Genomic DNA, 19,459 nt, shown 5'->3' on the forward strand with positions numbered 1-19,459 from the left:
AAGCGGCCTCCGTCTGATCCTGTGCTCCGTCACAGAGTGGATCAGCGCGAAGGCCGTGGTCGTGAGTTTGGTGCATCAGGACGCCCTGCGGGATGCGTTCGCGGAAGTGTCACGCTTCCGGTCGGAGCTGTACGCGTGTCTGACCGTGCGGGGCGACGCGTTGTTCGAGTTATGCGACGCGCTGCTGTGCACGGACGGGCCGGTGCGAACGCTGGTCGATCTCGCGCTCGCTCCCGAGCACCGCCGTGGGCACGGAGCGCTGTACGGCGGACTCAACAAGGGCCGGATCGACGTTGCCCGGCTGCGTCGTGCCCTGGCTGGAGTGCCGTTGCCACGGGCGGGGGACGGCCGGCTCGTGCTGGCGGTGGATGTCTCGCCGTGGCTGCGACCGGACGCCAACACGTGTGCCGACCGGGCCTTTTGCCACACCTTCGGGCGGGGTGAGGGCAAGCATCAGATGGTGCCTGGCTGGCCGTACTCGGTGGTGGCCGCGCTGGAGACCGGCCGCACGTCCTGGACGGCGGTGCTGGACGCGATCCGTCTCGAGCCCGGCGCCGACGTCGCCGCGGTGACCACCGTGCAGATCCGTGAAGTCATTGAGCGGTTGGTCGCCGCCGGCCAGTGGCGGCCGGGTGACCCGGAGGTCCTGGTCGTGCTGGACGCCGGATACGACGCCCCGCGCATCGCCCACCTGCTGGGTGACCTGCCCGTCGAGATCCTCGGCCGGCTCCGTTCAGATCGGGTGATGCGGCGTCCGACACCCTCCCGCGAAGAGTTCCACCTGGCCAACCCCAGGGGCGGTCGGCCGCCCAAGCACGGCGGCGAGTTCGTATTCGGCGACCCCGCAACCTGGGGCACCGAGCAGGCCGTGGCGGTCACGGACACCCGCCTCTATGGGAAGGCGGCCGCGCAGGCGTGGGACCGGCTGCACCCGCGGCTGACCCGCCGGGCCGCATGGCTCGACCACGGCGGGCCGTTGCCCATCATCGAGGGCACCGTCATCCGCCTGGTCGTGGAGAAGCTTCCCAGCGGCGGAGTCAACAAGCCGGTCTGGCTGTGGTGGTCGGGCGCTGGCGCAACGATGGCGGACGTCGATCGCTGCTGGCAGTCGTTCCTGCGGCGCTTCGACATCGAGCACACGTTTCGCCTGTTCAAGCAGACCCTCGGCTGGACCAAGCCCCGGCTTCGCAGCTCGGAAGCGGCCGACCGGTGGACCTGGCTCGTGATCGCCGCCTATGCCCAGCTCCGGCTCGCCCGACCGCTGGCCACCGACCTCCGCAGGCCCTGGGAGAAGCCGACCGATCCGAACAAGCTCACGCCCGCCCGCGTCCGCAGAGTGTTCCGGAACCTGCACGCGAAGACCGGCTCCCCAGCTGGTGCACCGAAACCATCCCGCCCCGGCCCAGGCAGGCCGCCAGGCTCGAAGAACCAGCGACCGACCACCCGCCACGAGGTCGGGCGGGTCCTCGCCACCGGCGAGGCGTTCAGCCGTCCCGCCCACCACAAAGTCGGCACCAAACCCCGCCGCGGCACCTGAAGCTCCGCCCGCCTGGAACCGTCAGGAAGCCGACGAGGTTGGATGGCTCCATGGTGAGACGAAAGCGGGAGAAGAAGAGGCGACCTCCCTTCGGCATGCCGAAGGGCATCGTCCTGCTCGCGACGCCGGAAGGCTGGCGCCACAGTGTCCTCACCGTGGAAGGCGGGATGCTCTGCGGGCGCCTCGCCGACGTCCCGGTCAACGCCGACCCAGCCGAGGCACGGGCCGCCGCGGCGGCCATGGTGGTGAGACTCGCACACGACTTCCACGAAGTGCGCGTCGACGTGACCTGGGATCCGCCCCAGGAACCCGGGTCCTGGACCGCCCAGGTCACCGTTGCCGCGACCCCGCCGAACGTCTTTGGTTAAACGACAAGGTGAGTGCCTGTTTCTGAGCTGGGCATGACATGACCACCTGCGACGTCTGGGCGTTTGCCCAGCTCAGAGTTCGAACGGCGGGGTCTGGGTGGCGGGGGCGGCTGGTCGACTGTTGCTTGGCACCGCGCCTGGCTCATATTCGGTGCGGTGCGGCTCCGTCCTGCCAGCGGTAGAGGTCGCGCAGCAGGGAAATTTCGGCGCCGTGATGGATCAGCTCCCTGTTGACGTGCAGGACCCTGTTCTCCATGGGAAACGGCTCGGGACCCATCGCGGGCGGATTGTCTAGGTCGGCGTCCGAGAGTTCGCGGACCCCCGCGTTCCATCTCCCGTACATCTCATCGAGCTGTTTCAGCGCCTCGTCAGCGGTCCCCGCGTAGGCGAACGCCTCGGCGTCGAAGTCCTGGCCGTCGAAGTACCACTCGACCCGATAGGCCAGGCACGAGACGATGATGTGCGCCAGCCGCCAGGCAATCGTGGTCACCGGCGCCGGCTCCGGGGCAGGGGACGCGAAGTCCATCGTCCACTCCCCTGAACCCGCCGACATCGGTGCGGCCGACGTGCCACGTGGGCGGATGCTCCAGCAGCCGCGCACCGGCTCCCAGAAGTACTCCTCGTCGGTAAGACCGTCCAGCCGTGGCCGCAGGTTCTTGCACCAGTACCAGTCCAACTGCTCCGCGAGCCGCTCGCTCCTTGTCATTGCCGCACACTACAGACCCGTCGAACAGAGCGTGCCGGCCTGGTGGACGCGGGAAGACTCCGGCTATGCCGTCCGGCAGCACGACCTGGGATTTCTCGATGTTGCCGGTTGCGCTGATGAAGTCGTCGTGGTGGTGCGAGAATTGGGCTGATTTGAGGGCCCGGTGACTTCTCGGTGGCACTGCTGACCGTCAGTGCCGATCGGATCAGTCGCGGTGGGCTTCGCGGGAGGCCGGCTGTCCGCTCCTGCGAGAGCTTCGGCGGGTGATGCGCCTGGTCATCAAGGTGATTGCGGCCCAGGTGATGAGCGATTCCGAGTGTTGGACGAGCCGTTCGTAGTCGCGCGCGTGTCTGCGGGCATGCATGACCCACGCATGCGAACGTTCGACGACCCAGCGCCGGGGCAGGACGACGAACCCGGGGACGTTCTTCGGTCGGCTGACGGTCTTGATCGTCAGGCCCAGGAAGGTCTTCGCCCAGTCGACGAGCTGTCCGGCGTAGGCGGAGTCGGCCCAGACGATGGTGATCTCGGGGTGCATCAGCCGCAGCCGGAACAGCACTTCCTTGGCCGCGTTGCGGTCGGTCATGTCGGCCGGGGTGACCATGACGAACAGCGGCAGGCCCTTGGTGTCCACGACCAGGTGTCGCTTGCGGCTGTTGATCTTCTTGCCGGCGTCGTAGCCGCGGGAGTTCTTGCCGACGGTCTCGGCGGCCTTGACCGACTGCGAGTCGATGACGGTGGCGACCGCTCCGGGCGCCTTGCCCATCTCGCGGCGGATCCGCTTGCGGAGCTGGTCACGGATCTGCCCGATGACGCCGCAGGCGGCCCAGCGGGCCATGAACCCGTAACACGTGCGCCAGGGCGGGAAGTCCTTGGGCAGGGCCTCCACTTGCAGCCCGTATCCACGACGTAGCGGATGGCGTCCACGATCTCCCGGCGGGGGTGCTTCTCCGGACGGCTGCCGGCCGGGGTCTCACAGGCCGGGACCGGCAGCAGTGGTTCGATCAGCGCCCATTCGTCGGCCCAGGTGTCAGAGGGGTAGCAGCGCCTGCGCGGCATCGTTGCCTCCCTCAAAGACGGGGGTGCCTCTATGTCCTTCGTCAAGTCCGAGTTGCTCATGCGGCGGCTGCTTCGGGGGTTCGTGGTTCGTAGAAGGTGCCGTCGCGGAGCATGCGAAGAGCACGCTGATGCGGTGGCGGGGAGGCGGAGGAGGGCCTGGGTGTGGGTCTTCCCGCGGGCTCGGCATTTGTCGTAGTAGGTGCGGGATGCGGGGTCGTGCAGGGCGGCGAAGGCGGAGAGGAACATGGCCCTCTTGCGCTGTCGGTTTCCGCCTCGGGGGGCGTGTTCGCCGTGGATCGAGGTCCCCGAGGACTTCGTTGTCGGGGCGAGGCCGGCGTAGGAGGCCAGGTGTGCGGCGGTGGGGAAGCTGGTGCCGTCGCCGACGGTGACCAGCAGAACGGCGGCGGTCCTGACCGCGACCCCTGGCATCGAGGTCAGGACCGGGGAAAGAGGGTGCTCCTCCAGCAGGGCTTTGATCTGGGCTTCCAGAGCCCGGCGCTGTTCGTGGACGGCGGCCAGGGAGTGGGCCAGGGACGGGACCACGACGTCGAGGGTGCCGGTGCCCGGGAACGATGACGGTCTGTTCGTCGAGCACGTCGAAGATCTCGTCGATCAGTCGGGCGGTCATGCGTGGGGCCTTGGACCGGATCACCTCGACGAGTCTGCGGCGGCCGGCTTTGCGCAGGGCGGCTGGGGAGCCGTAGCGTTCCAGCAGCCGGGTGACGGCGGGGTGGTCCAGGCGGGGGCCGAGGACGCGTTCCAGGCTGGGGTGATGGAGTCGGCGACGACGAAGAAGGGCTGGCAACCCCATGGGATATGACGTCCATCTTGCACTTGGACTGCTTCTGGCGGTCCTCGGGGATGCCGCCCGCGTCCAGACGTGCGCGGCCGGCTGCGTCGGGCCGTCTATCCCGCTTACTGGCTGCTGCCCTTGGGCTTCGTCTCCCGACCAGGCACGCAGCTGTGGATCAGGGCGCGCCGGGCGACCCGAGCGCCCTACCACCTGCACAAAGCGCCTGATCCGGCACTCGTCAGTAACCGGGTGGACTTCGGCCGGGCCCTGCGTGACCAGCATGTGTGGGTCGGCTGTCCCTCCCCGGGAGAGATGTTGGGGGCAGGCCTCGGCAGGCTGCCGAAGAGCACTGCCTGCGGCATCATCGCGGGCAGGACCCTGCCCGTGGCTCCCATGCAGGCTCTCGCCTTCCTGAGGGCCTGCTACGTGCAGCCCCCGTGGGGGTCGTTTGGCTTGGCGCCGCGGTCCGGGTTTGCCGGCAGGCGTGAGCTTCCCGGCCGGGGCGATGCGCATGCCCGGTTCCGCGCAGGGGTGTCGAAGTACCGTGGCGGCCTCCCTGCGGGACGTCTTGAGGTGGTCGCTTTAAGGGCTGTCGAGCGGGTTCTTGCGGCCGGTGGTCGTGTTGTCGTGGTGCTGTCGTAGCCTGCGTGGTCATGTTCTCGTGGTGGCATGTGCTGGCGGATGACGAACGGCAGCAGTGGACGCTGGATCCGTTCGTGGGTGTGGGGCCGCTGATGTTCGGTATGGGGCCTGGTGAGGTGTCGGAGGCCCTGAGCGGTGTCACCCGCGAAGCTCAGCGGTACCGGCTGAGCAGTCCTGCGAACAGCACTGTCGACGTGGTGGAGCAGGGGGAGTACCCGGAGTTGGGTCTGCACCTCTACTACCGGGACGAGCGGCTGGCCGGTGTCGTGGTCGATGCGCTGCGCGGGCCCCAGGTCTCGGTGGAGGGTGTGGCCCTGGTCGGCCGGGTTCCCTCCGTGCTGGAGCAGTGGATGCTGGAGCGTGCCGGGGCCAGCGAGCCGTATACGGAGCTCACCTACATGGACGTCGGGGTGCCCGGGTCGGAATCCCTGGGCGTGTTCCTGGATGTGCAGCGCGCAGGCGATCACCTCCTCACACGGCCGGTGTTCATCCCCCATGAGGCCCTGGACGACCTCCCTCACTTCCTGCCCCGGGAGGCCTGGTCGTGTTGCTGAGCACACCCGCCAGGTGGCAGGAACGACTCCGTAAACGCCCAGCGGCCGACAGCCGCCCTGCCCGCCGGACTGGCGGTCATCCGGCTGTGGAGGAGTGCCTGACCGCATGCTGGTTGTTTCCGGCTGGGCGTCGTGAGCGGGCTGCCGAGCGGGCATGGGCGTTCAGGCCGCGAGTCGGTCCAGTTCCTCGCTGATGGCCCGGCGCAGCATGTCGTGCTGGGGGCCGAGCGCGTGGTGCTCATCGTTCCACTGCTGGCGTGGATACAGCCACACCGGCCTGCCCACGAGGTCGGCGGGCTCCCAGTCGAACCGCGGCCACACGTGTGCATTCAGGAACGGGTCGGTGTTGCCCAGGATCTCCAGATTGATCCGCCGGAAGGCTGGATCCAGCCGCTTGCAGGTGCGCTCGACGGCCTCGCCCAGTCGGTCCATGTCGGACAGGAATGCCAGCCGCGTGCCCTTGGGCAGGTCCGACAGTCGCTGCACCGAGGGATCATCGACGAGGAGCACCGAGTATCCCGGGAGGAACGGGACGTCCCCGATCACCGCGAAGCCGGCCTCCAGTCTCCGCAGCACCGTGGGGTTCCCGCCTCGAAGCGCGCTGCCGATCCGGTCCCTGCGCCAGTCGTCAGTCATGATCGACGACTCTATCCACCATTGAACCGAGCGCGACCATTTGCTCGTCGGACCGCGGGAGCGCGTGCCCGCGCCGCTGCAGCCGCCTGCTCGCCATGCCCCACACACACGTTCAAGGTCGAAGCTATTGACGGGAAGCGTCACTGCTGAGCCCCTGTGACGGTCGGATGGCGCGGGCGCGGATCGCTGGCCCGGGGGCTGTGTCTGGTTTCGGCCTTGTTTTGGCTGATGCGTTGAGAGGTGGCGGCTCGGCGCACGACCCAGGCCGCCCGCGCGGTTGCTGAGGCTGCCGCGGGCCGGCCGCGCAGTGATATCTGCGGCTGGCGTGTGGTCAGGATGCTGCCACGAGAGCGTGCGGGGGCTTCGCCGCGCGGCGGGGCCGCTCCCGCTGCCGGGCGGTCTGTGCGGTGCGGTGCCCGCCGTTCCGCCCGCCTGAGGTCGGCCGGGTGGATTGGACGTGCTCTTGACTTCGATCACCATGTGCCTGCCGTTGTGGTGCACCAGGTAGTCGGGCTGCCAGGGCTCCAACTCCGTTGTACTTTTGCCGTTTCGGGTGGCTTGCGAGGCAAGGTAGCTGTGCACCCCGCCGGCCGCGATCTGTCCCATCGTCGACTCGAGCAGTGACAGGAAGTGCATCCACTGCCGGTCGCCCGAGCGCGTGGCGTGCGCGTGCTGCGCCGTCGGCGGACCACTCACCAGCCGGGACGTCTCCCGCGGCAGCCGTCGCAGCGCGGCCTGGCTCCGAAGCCGGCTCCACTCATCCGGCAGCTCGCCGGCTGCGGCCGCAGCGGAGCGGCGGGTGATTTTCGTGAAGGCGGTCAGTCACGGCGTGTGCCGCTCGGGCGGAACGCCACAGCCGGTCAGGAAAGCCTGCGGTTGCTGCTCATCGGCGGGGATGGCGTCGCGTTTGACGATACGGGCCGCGCTGCTGACCGGCAGCGCCAGCGGGTTCTCCGAGCGGTCCTTGATCTCCCGCAGGCTCGGTGCTCCGGCCTGCTCCCACACCACTTCCAGCGTCCGGCTCAAGTCCCCTTCGTCACGGATGAGTTCCGGTCGGGGTGCCCGCAGCTGCGCCAGCCGAGCACGTTCCTCGACGCGCGTCTGGCGCCACAGCTCGTCCGCGGCCCGCACCGCCTCCTGCCCGCCGCCGCAGCCTTCGACGTAGGCCTCGACCGTGGTGCGCCGGGGCACCGCACCACCAGAGGCCGCCCGCTTCAGCGTGGCAGGCGACAGCCCCGTGCGGCGGGACAGCGTCTCGTACGTCATCCCGGCCGAGTGCCGCCATCCACGCAGGTGCTCAGCGAGCCGACCACGTGCCGGACGACTGTGATCAACGGGCTTCTCACTGCGCCCCATCCTGCTTGCCGCCTACTTCCCGGCCGTGGCACGCAGCACCGCAGCGGCCAAGCCGCCCAGGCGACGCCAGCCGTCCCCTACGGCGACGACCGCCGCGGCGCCCAGAGCGCCACACCCCGCGAGGAGCAGGAAGATGTCCTCGAGCGGCATCCCGGTGATGTGCAGGGCGGCACCGAGGGCGGGGAACGAGACGGCGGTAAAGGCCTGCGGCGCGCCAAACCGGGACGGAGCATCTGTTCGGCCGGCCCCGCATCGCGGCACACGGGGGCTGTTGCTCGACATGCGAAGGTCCTCTCGCCGGCCCCGGTACCAAAGCAGCGGACCAGGGCGGGTGAACTGCTACTGGCTGCAAATCCCTTATATGCAAGGGCGATTGGCGTCGCCGCTCGTGTAAGAGGGCCGCAGCCGGGGCCGAACAAGCGGTGTTGCTGCACGGCGACCAGTTCGCACGCAACCGCGCCCTGTACACCGCCGACGTCGCCATCCAGCATGCCATCAGGGAACGTCCGGAGCCGGAGGCCGCAGCCGAGGCCGCCGGGCGCGTCCTGGCGTACCTTCCGGACGTGCGCTCCGACCGGCTGCTGCAGCAGCTGCACAACGTCTCGAGCGCTCTGCAACGGCACGCGTCCGTCCCGGCGGTCGCGGACTGGCTGGAGGAGTACCGCACCATCGCCGGCGTCAGCTGAGGAGGAGACGGTGACCACCCCGCGCACCCGCACCGACGTGGTGATCCGCACGTACGGGCCCGGCCAGGTCCCACCGCTGATCGACACCCTTGCCGACATCTGGGCCGACAGTCATCCGGAGCTGGTCGACAACCCAGGCGCGGAAGCGCTGGGCCTGTCGGTGCCCGCGCTCCATCGCCAGGTTACCGGCCACCTCAAGCACCCCGGCTTCGTCCTGGTCATCGCGTACGCCAGCGGCAGCGCCGTCGGCTTCGGCTACGTATTCCCCTGTTCGCCCGACTACTGGTTCGGTCCCCTCGTCGACCAGGTCCCGGAAGGCGCCCGCACCGAACGGCTGATGGGCCTGTGTGAACTGGCCGTCCGCCCGCCATGGCAGTCCCGGGGCATTGGCACGCGGCTATACACCGCCCTGCTCCAGGCCGTCAACCCGACGTGGTCTTCACTACTCGCACTTCCTTCCAACCGGCGCGGCCAGGACCTCTACGCCCGGCTCGGCTACAGGTACGCAGGGCCGTACCGCAACACCCCCGAGGGACCAGAGTTCGACCTACTGCTCTTGCACGTGCAGGATCTGGCCTGACGGCCTGGCCGTGTCATCGCGAGAGCGCGGCGGTCCTCCGCCTGTCACGCCGGGCGTGCGTCCGGCTGCGGGACGTTGAACACCGAGATGGTGCGCGTCGATGCGCATTGCACCACGGCTGGCGCCGTCTGTCCGGGGTGCGGGGCCTGGTCGCTCCGGGTCCACAGCTGCTACCTGCGGTTTCCCGCCGACGTACCGAGCGCCGGACGAAGCGTCATACTCCGGCTCCGGGTTCGGCGGTTCCGGTGCCGGAACACCTTGGGCTCGCGACGGACCTTTGTGGAGCAGATACCCGGCCTGACCCGTCGGCACGGTCAGCGCACCGAGCGGCTGCGCTCGACACTGGCCTCGGTCGGTCTCGCCCTAGCCGACCGGGCCGGCGCCCGGCCGACTGCCATCCTCGGCGTGTCCGTGAGCCGGGGCACCGTCCTGCCTGATCGACGCCCTTCCCGAGCCCGAAGCGCCCGCGCCGCGGGTGGTCGGCGTGGACGAGTACGCCACCCGCAAGGGCCGCCACTACGGCACCGTCCTGGTCGACGTCGAAACCCGCCGCCCGATCGATCTCCTCCCGGACCGGGAGGCATCGAGCCTGGCCGCCTGGCTCGCCCAGCGGCCCGGCGTCCGTGTGCCGGGACGGGGCACCGTTCTTCGCCGAGGGCGCCACCACCGGTGCACCGCAGGCTGTCCAGGTCGCGGACCGGTGGCACCTCTGGCGCAACCTGAGCGCTGCCTCCGGGCTCTGGCCCCACACCTTCTGAACCTGGACCCGAGGCGGTCCCAGCCGCGGACCCGTCCGCTTCGCCTTGGCCGCGCGGGGCACCGGTTCGCCGACCGGACCCGGGTTCCGGCACGCCGCCGTCCACGCCCTGCTGACGGCAGGACACAGTCGGCGCTCCATCCAGCGGCAGCCCAGGATGACCTACCGCACGGTCAAGCAGTTCGCCGACGCCGCAAGCCCGGAGGAGCTGTTCACCGGTCAGTGGCAGAACCGGCCCTCCGTCCTCGACGACTACAAGTTCTCCTGGACGACCGCTGGAGCGAGGGCTACACCAACGCCTGGAAGCTGTGGGAGGAGATCGTGCCGCTTGGCTACCAGGGCAGCTACCAGCGCGTCCGCGCCTACCTGCACGACAAGCGCACCTCACCGCGGCCGGTTACCGCCCGGCCGTCTTCGCCCCGGGCCGTCTCCGGATGGACCCTCCGCCACCCGGACACCCTCACCGAGTCCGAACGGCTCCAGCTCAAAACCGTCCGGGCCCACTGCCCCGAACTGGACGCCCTCACCGGGCATGTCCGCTCTTCGCGGCCATGCTCACCGAGCGCCAGGGCGAGCGCCTGCCGGACTGGCTCGACGCCGTCCGGCAGGACGACCTGCCCAGCCTCCACACCCTCGCCGCAGGCATCGACCGAGATCGCGACGCCGTCATCGCCGGCCTGACTCTGCCCTGGAACTCCGGCGTCGTCGAAGGCCACGTCAACCGGGTCAAGATGCTCAAGCCGCAGATGTTCGGCCGCGCAGGCTTCGCCCTCCTGTGGAAGCGTGTCCTCATGTCGTGATCGCCGACGACGGGAAGAACTCGATGGCAGCGGCGGTGGCGGATGTGTAAGCCTTCCCCTCCCAGAAGCCGACGGAGAAGACCTTGATGACCGGCGACGACGCCCTCGATCAGTTCAGACACATCGCGCGTGAGAGGGTATTCGGCAGGCATGTCGGATCGGACAGGCTTATTCAGGCAGGTCTGGACGCGCTGATTGCTGGGGTCGAGAGCCCGTCCCTGGCCATGCTGGCTGGACTCCTCCGGAGCGAAGAGCCGGAAGCGCCGGAGCTCTTCGACCAAGTACTGGAGGAGCTGGGACTGCACTTCCAGCCGCCCGCGGACCCTCGTGCCGCAAAGTGGGCGATGGCCTACTGGATCGCCGGTCAGATCGTCGACGGATCCCTGGATCCCGCCGTCGGCACTCACCTCATCTGGGCAGACATCGCCTATGACCTCGGCTACCCCGAAGAGCTAGAACCCCTTGTGAACTGCGCGCACAACCTAGTCGGCTGGGAGGAGAGCTGGGGAGTCACCGTCGAGGAACTCAACGGAGAAGCGGTTGAGGCAGCGAAGCAGTTCCTCAGCAAGAGGTCTGCGGCCCAGGCGGGAGACTAACCCGGGGCTCCTTCGCGCCATCGGGATCGGTCAGCCGCAAGGTGATCCGGTCACTCAACGTGGTCGCACCACAAGACCTGAGCCAGAACCGTGGCCCGGCTGAACCCCCTGACCCCGCGGCGCCGAAAGGGAGACTGCCTGTGATAGCTCGCCACGTGGTGCTCGCGCTGGTAGCGGGCACGCATGGCCTGGTCCTGCTAGGCGTCGAGGCTCGGCGGTCGTGAGGCATCCGCCCGGCGCCCACGTGACCGCCACCACCATTCGCACCAGACCGCGCACCGATCTACGTTGAGGCCTCCACGGCCCGGCTGCACTTGGATGTCACGGTCTGGTACTCGAACGCTCCGAGAAGCCCATGCTCCTACGGAGCGCTCATGACTACGGATTAGGCTGGCTTCGTGACTGACGTGCGACACCGTTTGTCACCGAGTTCGGGGAGCACTTGGTGATCGCAGGGCAAGAGAATGTCGGTGATTCCTAATGCGGTCTGTCAAGCTGCGAGGGTGGTCGGCGGTGTGAGTTCGAAGCACCGTCCATCGCGGAGGAGCGCCCACAGGACATTGACGCGGCGACGGGCCAGGGCGAGGACGGCCTGCGTGTGGCGTTTACCCTCGGCTCGTTTGCGGTCGTAATATCGGCGGGACTCCTCGCTGTGGCGGATGCTGAACAGCGCAGAGGTGTAGAAGACCCGCTGGAGTCTGCGGTTGTATCGCTGAGGACGTCGCAGGTTTCCGCTGATCTTGCCGGAGTCCCGTGGGGCCGGAGCGACGCCCCCGAAGCCAGCGAGCCGGTCGGGAGTGCCGAAGACCGCCATGTCACCGCCTGTGGCAGCCAGGAACTCGGCACCGAGGATGACGCCCAGACCAGGCATGCTGGTGATCACTTCGAAGTCGCGGTGCTCGCGAAACCGGGCCTCGATGAGTTTGTCGACCTTGGCAACCTGCTGGTTGAGGTCCATCACCTCCTTCGCCAGCGTGTGCACTAGCTGGGCGGTCAGCTTCTCCCCGGGGAGGCTGGTGTGCTGCTGTTCGGCGGCCAGGAGGGCTGTCGCGGCGAGCTGGTCGGCGCGCTGGACCTTGCGGTTGCGCAGCCAGGTCTCCAGCCGCGTGGTGCCGATGCGGCGGATGGCCGCCGGGGTCTGGTAGCCGGTCAGCAGGGTGAGCGGCCCGGTGTTGGTGAGGTCCAGGGCTCGCTCCAGGCCGGGGAAGATGCCGGTGAGTTGGGCGCGGAGTCGGTTGACGATGCGGGTGCGGTCGGAAACCAGATCCGCGCGGCGGCCAGTGAGGATCTTGAGGTCGATGACGGTCTCGTCGCCGGCGCGTAGGGGGTGCAGGTCGCGTCTGACGCGGGCTTGATCGGCGATGACGGCGGCGTCCTTGGCGTCGGTCTTTCCCTCACCGCGGTAGCCCTCGGAGGCGCGGTGGATGGCCCGGCCGGAGATGTAGAGCACCGGCTGGCCGTGGTTGAGGAGGACGGCGATGACCAGGGCGGCACCACCGTCGGCCAGGTCAATGCCCCAGGTCACCTCGTCACCCAAGGCCAGGACGTCGGCGAGAAGTTGGAGGAGTTCGGGCTCGTCGTTGGCGACGCGTCGGGACAGCAGCCGACGGCCGCTCTCGTCGATCGCGACGCAGTGGTGATGGGTCTTGCCAGCGTCGATGCCGGCCCATATCGCGGCCAAGTGATGCCTCCGTGCGGTGTGCTGCTGGTTCCTCCCGACGGACGACCTCGCTGTCGATTCCCTACGAGCGATCATTCGCAATTCCTAATTGGCAGCCGAGTCGTCGTGGGGCGTCGGGCGGCCAATCATCGATGGCCACACATGGCAGAGAACTGATACCCACACCCGACGCCCCTGGGTGGGTGAACCATACGAAGGGCCCACCGCGTCCCGCAGGACAACGTAGGGAGAACTGACGCCGGTCGTGGGGGCACTGCGGCGCGACGCTGCGAAGATCTCCGAAACCTCCACCGCAGCTCGGTTGATCCACCAGACTTGTCCCGACGGGGAAGGGACGGCAGGCATGGCAAACAGCGCACTTCTGGTGATGGACGTCCAACGGGACGTCGTGGCCATCGCCGATGACGGTTCCGGATATCTGCCGCGCTTGCGAAGGGCGATCGACGGTGCCCGGGCTGCAGGTATCACCGTGATCTACGTGGTGCTCGGGTTACGGCCGGGCGATCCAGAAGTCAGCCCCCGCAACAAGGTGATGACAAACGCTGTGCGGGCCGGCCTGTTCACCGAGGGAGCCCCTGGCACCGCGATCCATGGCGACGTCGCGCCCCAGCAGGGCGACGTCGTGGTCACCAAGAGGCGGGGGAGCGCGTTCTCGGGCAGCGACCTCGACTTGGTACTCAGGGCTCGCGATATCGACAGCCTTGTTCTCACCGGCATCGCCACCAGCGCTGTAGTGCTGTCCACCCTGTGGCACGCCATCGACCTGGACTTCGGCCTCACCGTCCTGGCGGATGCCTGCCTCGACACCGACCCCGAGGTGCACCGGATGCTCACCGAGAAGCTGTTCCCGCAGTGGGCAGATGTCCTCGCGGTCGAGGACTGGGTCAAAGCCATCGCACCGCACTAGCGGAACGCCGCCCGGACCCTCGCGAGTGGGGCAAGCCGGCATCGCTCCGATAGGCCGGGGGAGGTCAGCCGGCGGCGTTCTGCGCTGCTGCCCGGGCCTGGGTGAGGGCCAGGCGGTAGGATTCGGTGCCGGTCTGGATGAGGCTGCCGCCGAAGGTGAGCCGGTCGACGATGGCCGCGCAGAGCCGCGGATCAGTGAAGGTCTGGGTCCAGCCACTGAAACTCTCCCTCGAGGCGATGGCGACGCTGTTCTTCTCCTCGCGTTCGGTCAGCACCTGGAACAGCAGCTCAGCGCCCCTGCGGTCCAGCTCGGCGTCACGGTCGGGCACAGATACTCCCAAGAGATCAAGAGCGGACGCTACGGGCACGTGCAGTACGGTTCGTGGGGCTATATGACCAACTGGACCAAGTGGGAAACGAGTGCCGACCGCTGCGGCAAGAAGAAGCTGGGATCAGGTACCGCGAAGATGCCTACGAAAGAGGTCGGATGGCGCTACTGGGAAACTCGGTCGTGATCCACTACTCACGGCTGACACGCCGTGGTGCCGCCCTACTCGTCTCGATTCTGTCCACTGCCCTCATCGCTGGATGCAGCAGCGACTCCGAGAGCAGGAGAAGTCCGTCGACGGACCCCAAGCCGAGCCCTTCATCCTCTGCTACGACTGACCAGGAGAAGGTTCTGGAGCAGCGGGTGGAAAAGGCACTGGGGATCGGGGAGAAGGACGAGGACGACACGGGTGACCTGTTCGTAGCGTCAGGACTAGAGCGAGTGAGCGATGGAATCCACAACAGCTCAGTTCTGTCGAAGGGCGGATCCTACACGCTGTCAATTTCCTGCTCGGGAGCAGGGGAGGTCCGTCTCACGGTGACGGGAAAGAGTCCCGTGCGTCAGACCGTGGCGTGTGACAGTGTCCCAGCCCGTCAACGCATTACCGATGCCCCGGCACGGATCAAGATTGATGTCGAAGGCCTAGCTGGGTCATCCGGGATCGTTGGCTGGCGGATCGATGAACTAAGGGCTGTCCCGTAACTGTGGTTGCGGGACAGCCCTCAGGCGCTGGGGTTCCTCCACAGATGTCGCTCGTCCAGGGTCCCGAATCGCGCGTCTCCGTGTTCTAGGTCGACGAGGATGGGCCAGCAGTCCAGCAGTTGCTCTCTCGCATCACGCGAGGCGAGGTAGTGCACAGAGTTGTAGGGCACGATCAGGAGCCCGTTGATCTCACGGGCCCGCTCTGCGTCGATGGCGAGAGGCGGCTCGTCATCGCGTTGGCTGTGCGCGAGAAATGCCATGCGAGTTGCAGGGCCTCGTCTTGCTCCATCATCCCGTCTCCAGTACGTCGGCTGGGAGAAGGCACCCTAACCGGCCTGGGATGATCTTGGTGTGGCTGGTGTGATCACGGCGTCGGAGCCCTCCTGGATAGCCCCGTTCACCTGGCTCAGCCACGCCAAGATCCCCGACGAACGGGCCTTCGCCACCAAACCAGAGCCGGCCAGGGCCATAGTGCTGCGCGCACTCGCCTCCCCGCTACCGATCGCCTGGGTGACCGCAGATGCCGCGCCGCCCGCGCAGCAGCTCGGACGACGAGGCCAGCGGGAAGCCGATGGCGGCCGCGAGGGCGAAGACGGTGAGTGTGGAGGAAGCCGCCACGACGTTCCAGGACGCAGTCACTCAGCACGACACGAACGGCGGATGCCCCGACCAGGCGGCCGGTACGTGCTGGGACCCGATGGTGACGCTCATGGAACCGGCCCGCGACTTGCGGAAGGCGATGGACGCTGAGAAGTCCGTGGGCGCCGACTTCTGGACCGAGGCGTACACCCTGATCGACACCATCGAGAAGGGCATCAAGGTCGGCGACGACCAGGGCGCCCCGGACGGCGCCGCAACGCTCCTGGAGTCGACCAACCGGGACGACGTCTTCGGCTCCGCTCACAAGCTGTCCGACTGGCTCGACGTCCACCCGATCTCTTAGGGGTGGCTGTTGCTCGGTGAGAGGGCCAGCCACTCCCGCTCGAGAATGGCGTGCACGACTGAGTCACGCCACCGGCCGGCCTTGAGGACGTGCTCGCGGATCACGCCTTCTTCAACCATGCCGACGGCGGCCATCGTCTTCGCCGATGCCTCGTTGAGGGGGGAACGGGCCCCCCATATGCGGTGGAGACCCAGGTCCTCGAAGCCCAAGGCGAGCAGAAGGCTGACGGTTTCGCGGCCGTATCCGATTCCCCAGGCATCTGGACGCAGCGCGAAGCCGATGGTGGCTCCGCGCTGCTGGTGCGGATCGAGGGCGAGGCGCCCGAAGCCGATCACGGCATCCGTGGTGCGCTCGAAGACCGCGAGGGCGTACTCGATACGGGAGGCGACCGTGGCGGAGGCCGTGGACCGGTCGATGATCTGCGCCACCTGTTCATGGGTGCGTGGCTCGAACGACAGGTGCTCTGTCGCCTCCCGGCTGCCGTAGATGGCATGGACGGCGTCGACGTCCTCAGCAGTCAGCTCGCGGAGACCGAGTCGTGAACTGGAGCGCTTGACCGGGTACATGTTCCGGACTCTACCCGCGGGGCAGAGCCGGCCGACTCGCCGGGAAGGCTTCGATCTCCGCTCGCAGATCCCGTGCGACGACAGCGGTGCTGGCCGGGCCGCGCATCAGGGCCTGGCGGACGCGCATCGCGGACACCACGATGCCGTGGTTCCGGTGTGAGACCGGCAGGTCCAGCACGGGCCGGACGGCCTCGGCTGCCCCGTCCACGTCACCGCTGAACAGGCGGGCCAGCGCGAGATCACACTGCGAGCCGGCGAGATCACCGAACGCCCAGTGAGGCGACGCCGGATCGTTAAATCCCGCCACGGCTTGCTCAGCCTGTACCGCGAGCTGGGCGTCACCGTGACCCAGAAGCGTCTCAGCTTCCACCGTGTAGTAGAGCTGTTTCTCCCACGAGTAGGTCAGCAGACCACCGAGCTGGTCCAGGTCGTCCAGGACGACGTGCTCCCGCCGGTCGGTGGCCTCCCTGTTGGCGACGCGTACCGCTTCTTCGTCACCGAGCACGGCGGCGGCACGGGCCTGCAGCCCGAGCAGCCACAGGCCCACAGTCCCACGCAGGTCCCTCGAGAGGTCGGCGCCCTTGCTTGCGTAGTGGTAAGCGTCGTCGGGCCTCTCCGCCCAGTAGGCGATCAGTGACTTGAGGCCGTCGGTCAGCGCCATCAGACCGGGATGCTCGGCGTCGCGGGCGCAGGACGCTGCCACGCGGGTCATCGTCATGGCCTGGTGCGGCGCCTCCATGTCGTTGAAGCCCTTCGCCACCAGGAACGACAGGACGGACGCCTTGACGTTCAGGTCACGTAGCTGGGACGGCCTGACCCGGCCGCCCTCCAGGAGCCGGAACACCTGGTCCTGGGTGGTGAGAAGGTCCTCCCAGATCGCTGCCAGGGGCTCCCGCGGGTAGGCCGCCACCAGGCGGGCCACCTCGTCATCGAGCAGGCCGAGAGTGTCCTCACCGACCGTCTCGCGGTCTTTCCCCAGGAGGAAGTCCTTCGCGCGTTGCACAGCCATCGCGCCCGTCCTTTTCATCTCGTTCAGGTCCACGCCTTCATCGGCGTGGTGTGCAGTTGGTGACGGGCCGGCCAGTGGAACGAAGCGCGGTGTGGAGCCCTCGGGCACTTCGGTCCACAGGTCGTCGATGCTGTAGCCCAGCATCTCGACGATGACCGGGCGAAACGCTCGCTGCGGCCTTCTCCCTTCGTAGAACCATCCCTCAACGGTCTTGGGGGCTGGCTCCGCGTTCGGTAAGCCAAGCCGTGCGGCTGCTTTCCGATATGGCGGAAGGAAGTCGTCGGGGTTCCTGATGCCGCGTTCTCCGAGGAGGTAGCGGAAGAACAACACGGCGTTGCCTCCATCCGACTCGCCCGTCACTGCCTCGACGGTAGGACGCTGTTGACTTCAACTTGCCCTCTTCCTCATGTACTTAGCGGCCCCGGGGCTGATCCGGGGGAATTCCGAGGAAGTCGTCAATCTCTCGATCCCAAGCAGGGGTCGAGTTGGGGGTAGAGCCGTCGCAGCTCTGTTGCAACGCTCGTGTCAGCCCTAGCAGAGAGTGCCCAGACGCGTACGAAGCGCGGATCAGGGGCGGCTCAGCCCAGAGTTGCGGCCACCGTCCGGCCGGCCTACCCACCCCAGAGGATCTGATGACGACGACAGCCGTACGGACGCCTCGCGCGGTCACCCGCCGCGGCGGGGATGTGATGAGCGAGCGCTTCAAGGTCTCGGCCCCACGTAGCGGCTTACCGCCCTGCCGAGAGGACGCCTGCCGGGTCGGCATCATGCGTCGCATCGCGGCCGCGCGGCTCCGCTACTGCGGCCTCGAGGCTATGACGGACGAAGTGATGCTGATCGTCTCGGAGTTGCTGACCAACGCCCTCCAGCACAGCGGCACCACCGAGATCAGCCTGAACATCACCGTGGAGGACGGGGCCCTGCGCGTCCTGGTGCGCGACGGCATGCCGGGCGGCTTCACCCCCCAGCACCCCACGGACACCGCCGAGTCCGGCCGTGGCCTGCTGCTCGTCGACGCCCTCGCCAAAGGATGTGGCGGAGAGTGGGGAATCAGTGACGCCGGCGCGGAGACCTGGTGCACGCTCCCGGTCCCCGGGGAGAGTCAGCGGTGACCGCCTTAGCCCACGCCCCGGCATGGGCGCCGCCGCTCGACACGGCGGAGCTGGCCGCCGTCGTGGACAAGATCCGGCAGTGGACGCCGTACGACGACGACGCCCTGCTCGAGGACGTCGGCGCCGTGCTGGACGACGTCGTACCGAGCGAAGACGAACTCGCCGACCACGCCCAGCGCCTCCGCGGCCACCTGATGAGGCTCGTGGCCATCGCCGTCGCCCAGGAGGCCGGCCAGAGCGACCCGGAGGCTGACCGGCTCGTGCACCAGGCCCGGGATGTGCGCGCCGCGGAGATGCCGGGCGATCACATGGCGGCCGTGGGGCACCTGCGCCGGATGGCCTGGTCCGTCAACGAACTTCTCGAGCGGCTGACCGCCATCAAGTGCGTCAAGGAGGCGGCGTGATCGTGCCCCCGCTGCCCTACAGCCCGTACAGACCGCCGATGGAGAAGAACCGTTCCGTGCGTACCGTGCCCGAGCCCGGCCTCGTCCCCTTCGTCACCCAACGGGTGGGAGAGGAAGCCGCCCCGGACAACCTCGTCATCTACACGCATCCCTCTGGACTCCGGCTGTACTACCGCGACGAGGACCCCCGGGACCGGCCCCTGCGCGGCATCCTGTGGGCCCGCTGCGGCTTCAACCCCTCGGACGCGCGACGGATGCCGACGGGCGTACCGCAGTGGAAGCTCATGCACCCCTACCGGCAGATGCTGAACGATGCAGGCCATGCGCTGCCAGGTCTGTGCGGAGCCCGCGCGTACCTCGCTCGGCTGCATCTTCCTCGCCGGGCCGAAGGACGAAGACCCCACACAGCCCACGGTCATCACCAACCAGCCCCCCGTGTGCGCCAAGCACGCGCGCACGGCCGCCGCGCTCTGCCCCCACCTGGAGAAGAACCCGATGGTCTTCCTGGCCCGGAGCGCTCCCCTGTACGGGGTGCACGGCACGATCTACGGCCTCAACGCCCAAGGCGAAGTGCACGTCGTCGCCAAGCCGAACGTGGCGCTGCCGTTCAGCCATCCCAATGTGCGCACACTCCTGGCGTCGCAGCTCATCCGCCGACTCAGCTCTTTCCGCGTCCTCAGCCTGGAGGAGCTGCTGCATGAGCTGGACTTCGCCGCGTAGACCTGCCCGGCGGCCCGG

19 protein-coding genes and 5 pseudogenes are annotated in these 19,459 nt (G+C 68.2%); 14 read left to right on the plus strand and 10 right to left on the minus strand.

The window, feature by feature from the left end; translation table 11 throughout:
* Positions 1–61: 61 nt before the first annotated feature.
* Both AB0412_RS30560 and AB0412_RS30565 read left to right on the plus strand, forming a co-directional pair.
* Positions 62–1,537 carry an NF041680 family putative transposase gene (locus tag AB0412_RS30560; RefSeq protein WP_366405892.1) on the plus strand — a complete coding sequence of 492 codons (1,476 nt, stop codon included), beginning with the start codon at positions 62–64 and terminating at the stop codon, positions 1,535–1,537.
* A gap of 50 nt (positions 1,538–1,587) precedes the next feature.
* Positions 1,588–1,905, plus strand: a complete 318-nt coding sequence (locus tag AB0412_RS30565; protein WP_366405834.1) for a hypothetical protein — start codon at positions 1,588–1,590, stop codon at positions 1,903–1,905.
* A 142-nt stretch (positions 1,906–2,047) separates the two neighbouring features.
* On the opposite strand, the gene AB0412_RS30570 is transcribed toward AB0412_RS30565, so the two are convergent.
* From AB0412_RS30570 to AB0412_RS30580, 3 genes and pseudogenes are all read right to left on the minus strand, one after another.
* Positions 2,048–2,611 (minus strand): DinB family protein, encoded by a 564-nt coding sequence (locus AB0412_RS30570; RefSeq protein WP_366405835.1) that lies wholly within the window; start codon positions 2,609–2,611, stop codon positions 2,048–2,050.
* Between the two features lie 205 nt (positions 2,612–2,816).
* Positions 2,817–3,670: pseudogene (locus AB0412_RS30575) on the minus strand (IS5 family transposase).
* A gap of 56 nt (positions 3,671–3,726) precedes the next feature.
* A pseudogene (locus tag AB0412_RS30580) lies at positions 3,727–4,442 on the minus strand (transposase); the annotation flags it as partial.
* Between the two features lie 674 nt (positions 4,443–5,116).
* Between AB0412_RS30580 and AB0412_RS30585 the strand changes: the two are divergent.
* Positions 5,117–5,659, plus strand: coding sequence for a hypothetical protein (locus tag AB0412_RS30585; RefSeq protein ID WP_366405836.1), 543 nt, complete (start codon positions 5,117–5,119; stop codon positions 5,657–5,659).
* A gap of 162 nt (positions 5,660–5,821) precedes the next feature.
* Here the strand turns inward: AB0412_RS30585 and AB0412_RS30590 are convergent, their stop codons facing one another.
* From AB0412_RS30590 to AB0412_RS30600, 3 genes are all read right to left on the minus strand, one after another.
* Positions 5,822–6,295: a diadenosine tetraphosphate hydrolase gene (locus tag AB0412_RS30590; protein WP_366405837.1), complete on the minus strand. Its 474-nt coding sequence runs from the start codon at positions 6,293–6,295 to the stop codon at positions 5,822–5,824.
* Positions 6,296–7,117: 822 nt separating this feature from the next.
* Complete coding sequence (locus AB0412_RS30595; RefSeq protein ID WP_366405838.1) at positions 7,118–7,651, minus strand: helix-turn-helix transcriptional regulator; 534 nt, start codon at positions 7,649–7,651, stop codon at positions 7,118–7,120.
* A gap of 12 nt (positions 7,652–7,663) precedes the next feature.
* Positions 7,664–7,801: a hypothetical protein gene (locus AB0412_RS30600; protein ID WP_366405839.1), complete on the minus strand. Its 138-nt coding sequence runs from the start codon at positions 7,799–7,801 to the stop codon at positions 7,664–7,666.
* A gap of 275 nt (positions 7,802–8,076) precedes the next feature.
* Between AB0412_RS30600 and AB0412_RS30605 the strand changes: the two genes are divergently transcribed.
* The 6 genes and pseudogenes from AB0412_RS30605 (at position 8,077) to AB0412_RS30630 (ending at position 11,070) form a co-directional block, all read left to right on the plus strand.
* Complete coding sequence (locus AB0412_RS30605) at positions 8,077–8,337, plus strand: hypothetical protein (RefSeq protein WP_366405840.1); 261 nt, start codon at positions 8,077–8,079, stop codon at positions 8,335–8,337.
* 10 nt (positions 8,338–8,347) lie between these two features.
* Positions 8,348–8,917 (plus strand): GNAT family N-acetyltransferase, encoded by a 570-nt coding sequence (locus AB0412_RS30610; protein WP_366405841.1) that lies wholly within the window; start codon positions 8,348–8,350, stop codon positions 8,915–8,917.
* Positions 8,918–9,004: 87 nt separating this feature from the next.
* Positions 9,005–9,160 (plus strand): annotated as a pseudogene (locus tag AB0412_RS30615) (transposase family protein); the annotation flags it as partial.
* A 241-nt stretch (positions 9,161–9,401) separates the two neighbouring features.
* Positions 9,402–9,470: pseudogene (locus tag AB0412_RS30620) on the plus strand (hypothetical protein); the annotation flags it as partial.
* 755 nt (positions 9,471–10,225) lie between these two features.
* Positions 10,226–10,474: a transposase gene (locus AB0412_RS30625; RefSeq protein WP_366405896.1), complete on the plus strand. Its 249-nt coding sequence runs from the start codon at positions 10,226–10,228 to the stop codon at positions 10,472–10,474.
* Positions 10,475–10,560: 86 nt separating this feature from the next.
* Positions 10,561–11,070 (plus strand): hypothetical protein, encoded by a 510-nt coding sequence (locus AB0412_RS30630; RefSeq protein WP_366405842.1) that lies wholly within the window; start codon positions 10,561–10,563, stop codon positions 11,068–11,070.
* Positions 11,071–11,560: 490 nt separating this feature from the next.
* Here the strand turns inward: AB0412_RS30630 and AB0412_RS30635 are convergent, their stop codons facing one another.
* Positions 11,561–12,751, minus strand: coding sequence for an IS110 family transposase (locus tag AB0412_RS30635; RefSeq protein WP_366405843.1), 1,191 nt, complete (start codon positions 12,749–12,751; stop codon positions 11,561–11,563).
* A gap of 343 nt (positions 12,752–13,094) precedes the next feature.
* Between AB0412_RS30635 and AB0412_RS30640 the strand changes: the two genes are divergently transcribed.
* The gene (locus AB0412_RS30640; protein ID WP_366405844.1) at positions 13,095–13,658 is read left to right on the plus strand and encodes a cysteine hydrolase; all 564 of its coding nucleotides are present in this window, start codon (positions 13,095–13,097) and stop codon (positions 13,656–13,658) included.
* Between the two features lie 64 nt (positions 13,659–13,722).
* Here AB0412_RS30640 and AB0412_RS30645 read toward each other — a convergent pair.
* A pseudogene (locus AB0412_RS30645) lies at positions 13,723–13,968 on the minus strand (ATP-binding protein); the annotation flags it as partial.
* Positions 13,969–15,207: 1,239 nt separating this feature from the next.
* Between AB0412_RS30645 and AB0412_RS30650 the strand changes: the two are divergent.
* Entirely contained in the window at positions 15,208–15,630 is a 423-nt protein-coding gene (locus tag AB0412_RS30650) for a hypothetical protein (protein WP_366405845.1), read from the plus strand.
* On the opposite strand, the gene AB0412_RS30655 is transcribed toward AB0412_RS30650, so the two are convergent.
* Entirely contained in the window at positions 15,627–16,196 is a 570-nt protein-coding gene (locus AB0412_RS30655; RefSeq protein WP_366405846.1) for a GNAT family protein, read from the minus strand. The genes AB0412_RS30650 and AB0412_RS30655 overlap by 4 nt on opposite strands.
* A 10-nt stretch (positions 16,197–16,206) precedes the next feature.
* Positions 16,207–17,565, minus strand: coding sequence for a hypothetical protein (locus AB0412_RS30660; RefSeq protein WP_366405847.1), 1,359 nt, complete (start codon positions 17,563–17,565; stop codon positions 16,207–16,209).
* A gap of 407 nt (positions 17,566–17,972) precedes the next feature.
* Between AB0412_RS30660 and AB0412_RS30665 the strand changes: the two genes are divergently transcribed.
* From AB0412_RS30665 to AB0412_RS30675, 3 genes are all read left to right on the plus strand, one after another.
* Positions 17,973–18,317 (plus strand): ATP-binding protein, encoded by a 345-nt coding sequence (locus AB0412_RS30665; protein WP_366405893.1) that lies wholly within the window; start codon positions 17,973–17,975, stop codon positions 18,315–18,317.
* Entirely contained in the window at positions 18,314–18,721 is a 408-nt protein-coding gene (locus AB0412_RS30670; protein ID WP_366405848.1) for a DUF6415 family natural product biosynthesis protein, read from the plus strand. The genes AB0412_RS30665 and AB0412_RS30670 overlap by 4 nt, the downstream gene beginning before the upstream one ends.
* A gap of 321 nt (positions 18,722–19,042) precedes the next feature.
* Complete coding sequence (locus AB0412_RS30675; RefSeq protein WP_366405849.1) at positions 19,043–19,441, plus strand: hypothetical protein; 399 nt, start codon at positions 19,043–19,045, stop codon at positions 19,439–19,441.
* Positions 19,442–19,459: the final 18 nt, after the last annotated feature.

The organism is Streptomyces sp. NPDC052012, assembly GCF_040689265.1.
Taxonomy (GTDB): Bacteria; Actinomycetota; Actinomycetes; order Streptomycetales; family Streptomycetaceae; genus Streptomyces.

Bases quoted from the DNA above. Each gene is read 5' to 3' on its own strand.
- AB0412_RS30565 (WP_366405834.1), top strand. From the start codon at position 1,588: ATGGTGAGACGAAAGCGGGAGAAGAAGAGGCGACCTCCCTTCGGCATG.
- AB0412_RS30570 (WP_366405835.1), bottom strand. From the start codon at position 2,611: ATGACAAGGAGCGAGCGGCTCGCGGAGCAGTTGGACTGGTACTGGTGC.
- AB0412_RS30585 (WP_366405836.1), top strand. From the start codon at position 5,117: ATGTTCTCGTGGTGGCATGTGCTGGCGGATGACGAACGGCAGCAGTGG.
- AB0412_RS30590 (WP_366405837.1), bottom strand. From the start codon at position 6,295: ATGACTGACGACTGGCGCAGGGACCGGATCGGCAGCGCGCTTCGAGGC.
- AB0412_RS30595 (WP_366405838.1), bottom strand. From the start codon at position 7,651: ATGGGGCGCAGTGAGAAGCCCGTTGATCACAGTCGTCCGGCACGTGGT.
- AB0412_RS30600 (WP_366405839.1), bottom strand. From the start codon at position 7,801: ATGCCGCTCGAGGACATCTTCCTGCTCCTCGCGGGGTGTGGCGCTCTG.
- AB0412_RS30625 (WP_366405896.1), top strand. From the start codon at position 10,226: ATGCTCACCGAGCGCCAGGGCGAGCGCCTGCCGGACTGGCTCGACGCC.
- AB0412_RS30630 (WP_366405842.1), top strand. From the start codon at position 10,561: ATGACCGGCGACGACGCCCTCGATCAGTTCAGACACATCGCGCGTGAG.
- AB0412_RS30640 (WP_366405844.1), top strand. From the start codon at position 13,095: ATGGCAAACAGCGCACTTCTGGTGATGGACGTCCAACGGGACGTCGTG.
- AB0412_RS30650 (WP_366405845.1), top strand. From the start codon at position 15,208: ATGCCGCGCCGCCCGCGCAGCAGCTCGGACGACGAGGCCAGCGGGAAG.
- AB0412_RS30655 (WP_366405846.1), bottom strand. From the start codon at position 16,196: ATGTACCCGGTCAAGCGCTCCAGTTCACGACTCGGTCTCCGCGAGCTG.
- AB0412_RS30665 (WP_366405893.1), top strand. From the start codon at position 17,973: ATGCGTCGCATCGCGGCCGCGCGGCTCCGCTACTGCGGCCTCGAGGCT.
- AB0412_RS30675 (WP_366405849.1), top strand. From the start codon at position 19,043: ATGCGCTGCCAGGTCTGTGCGGAGCCCGCGCGTACCTCGCTCGGCTGC.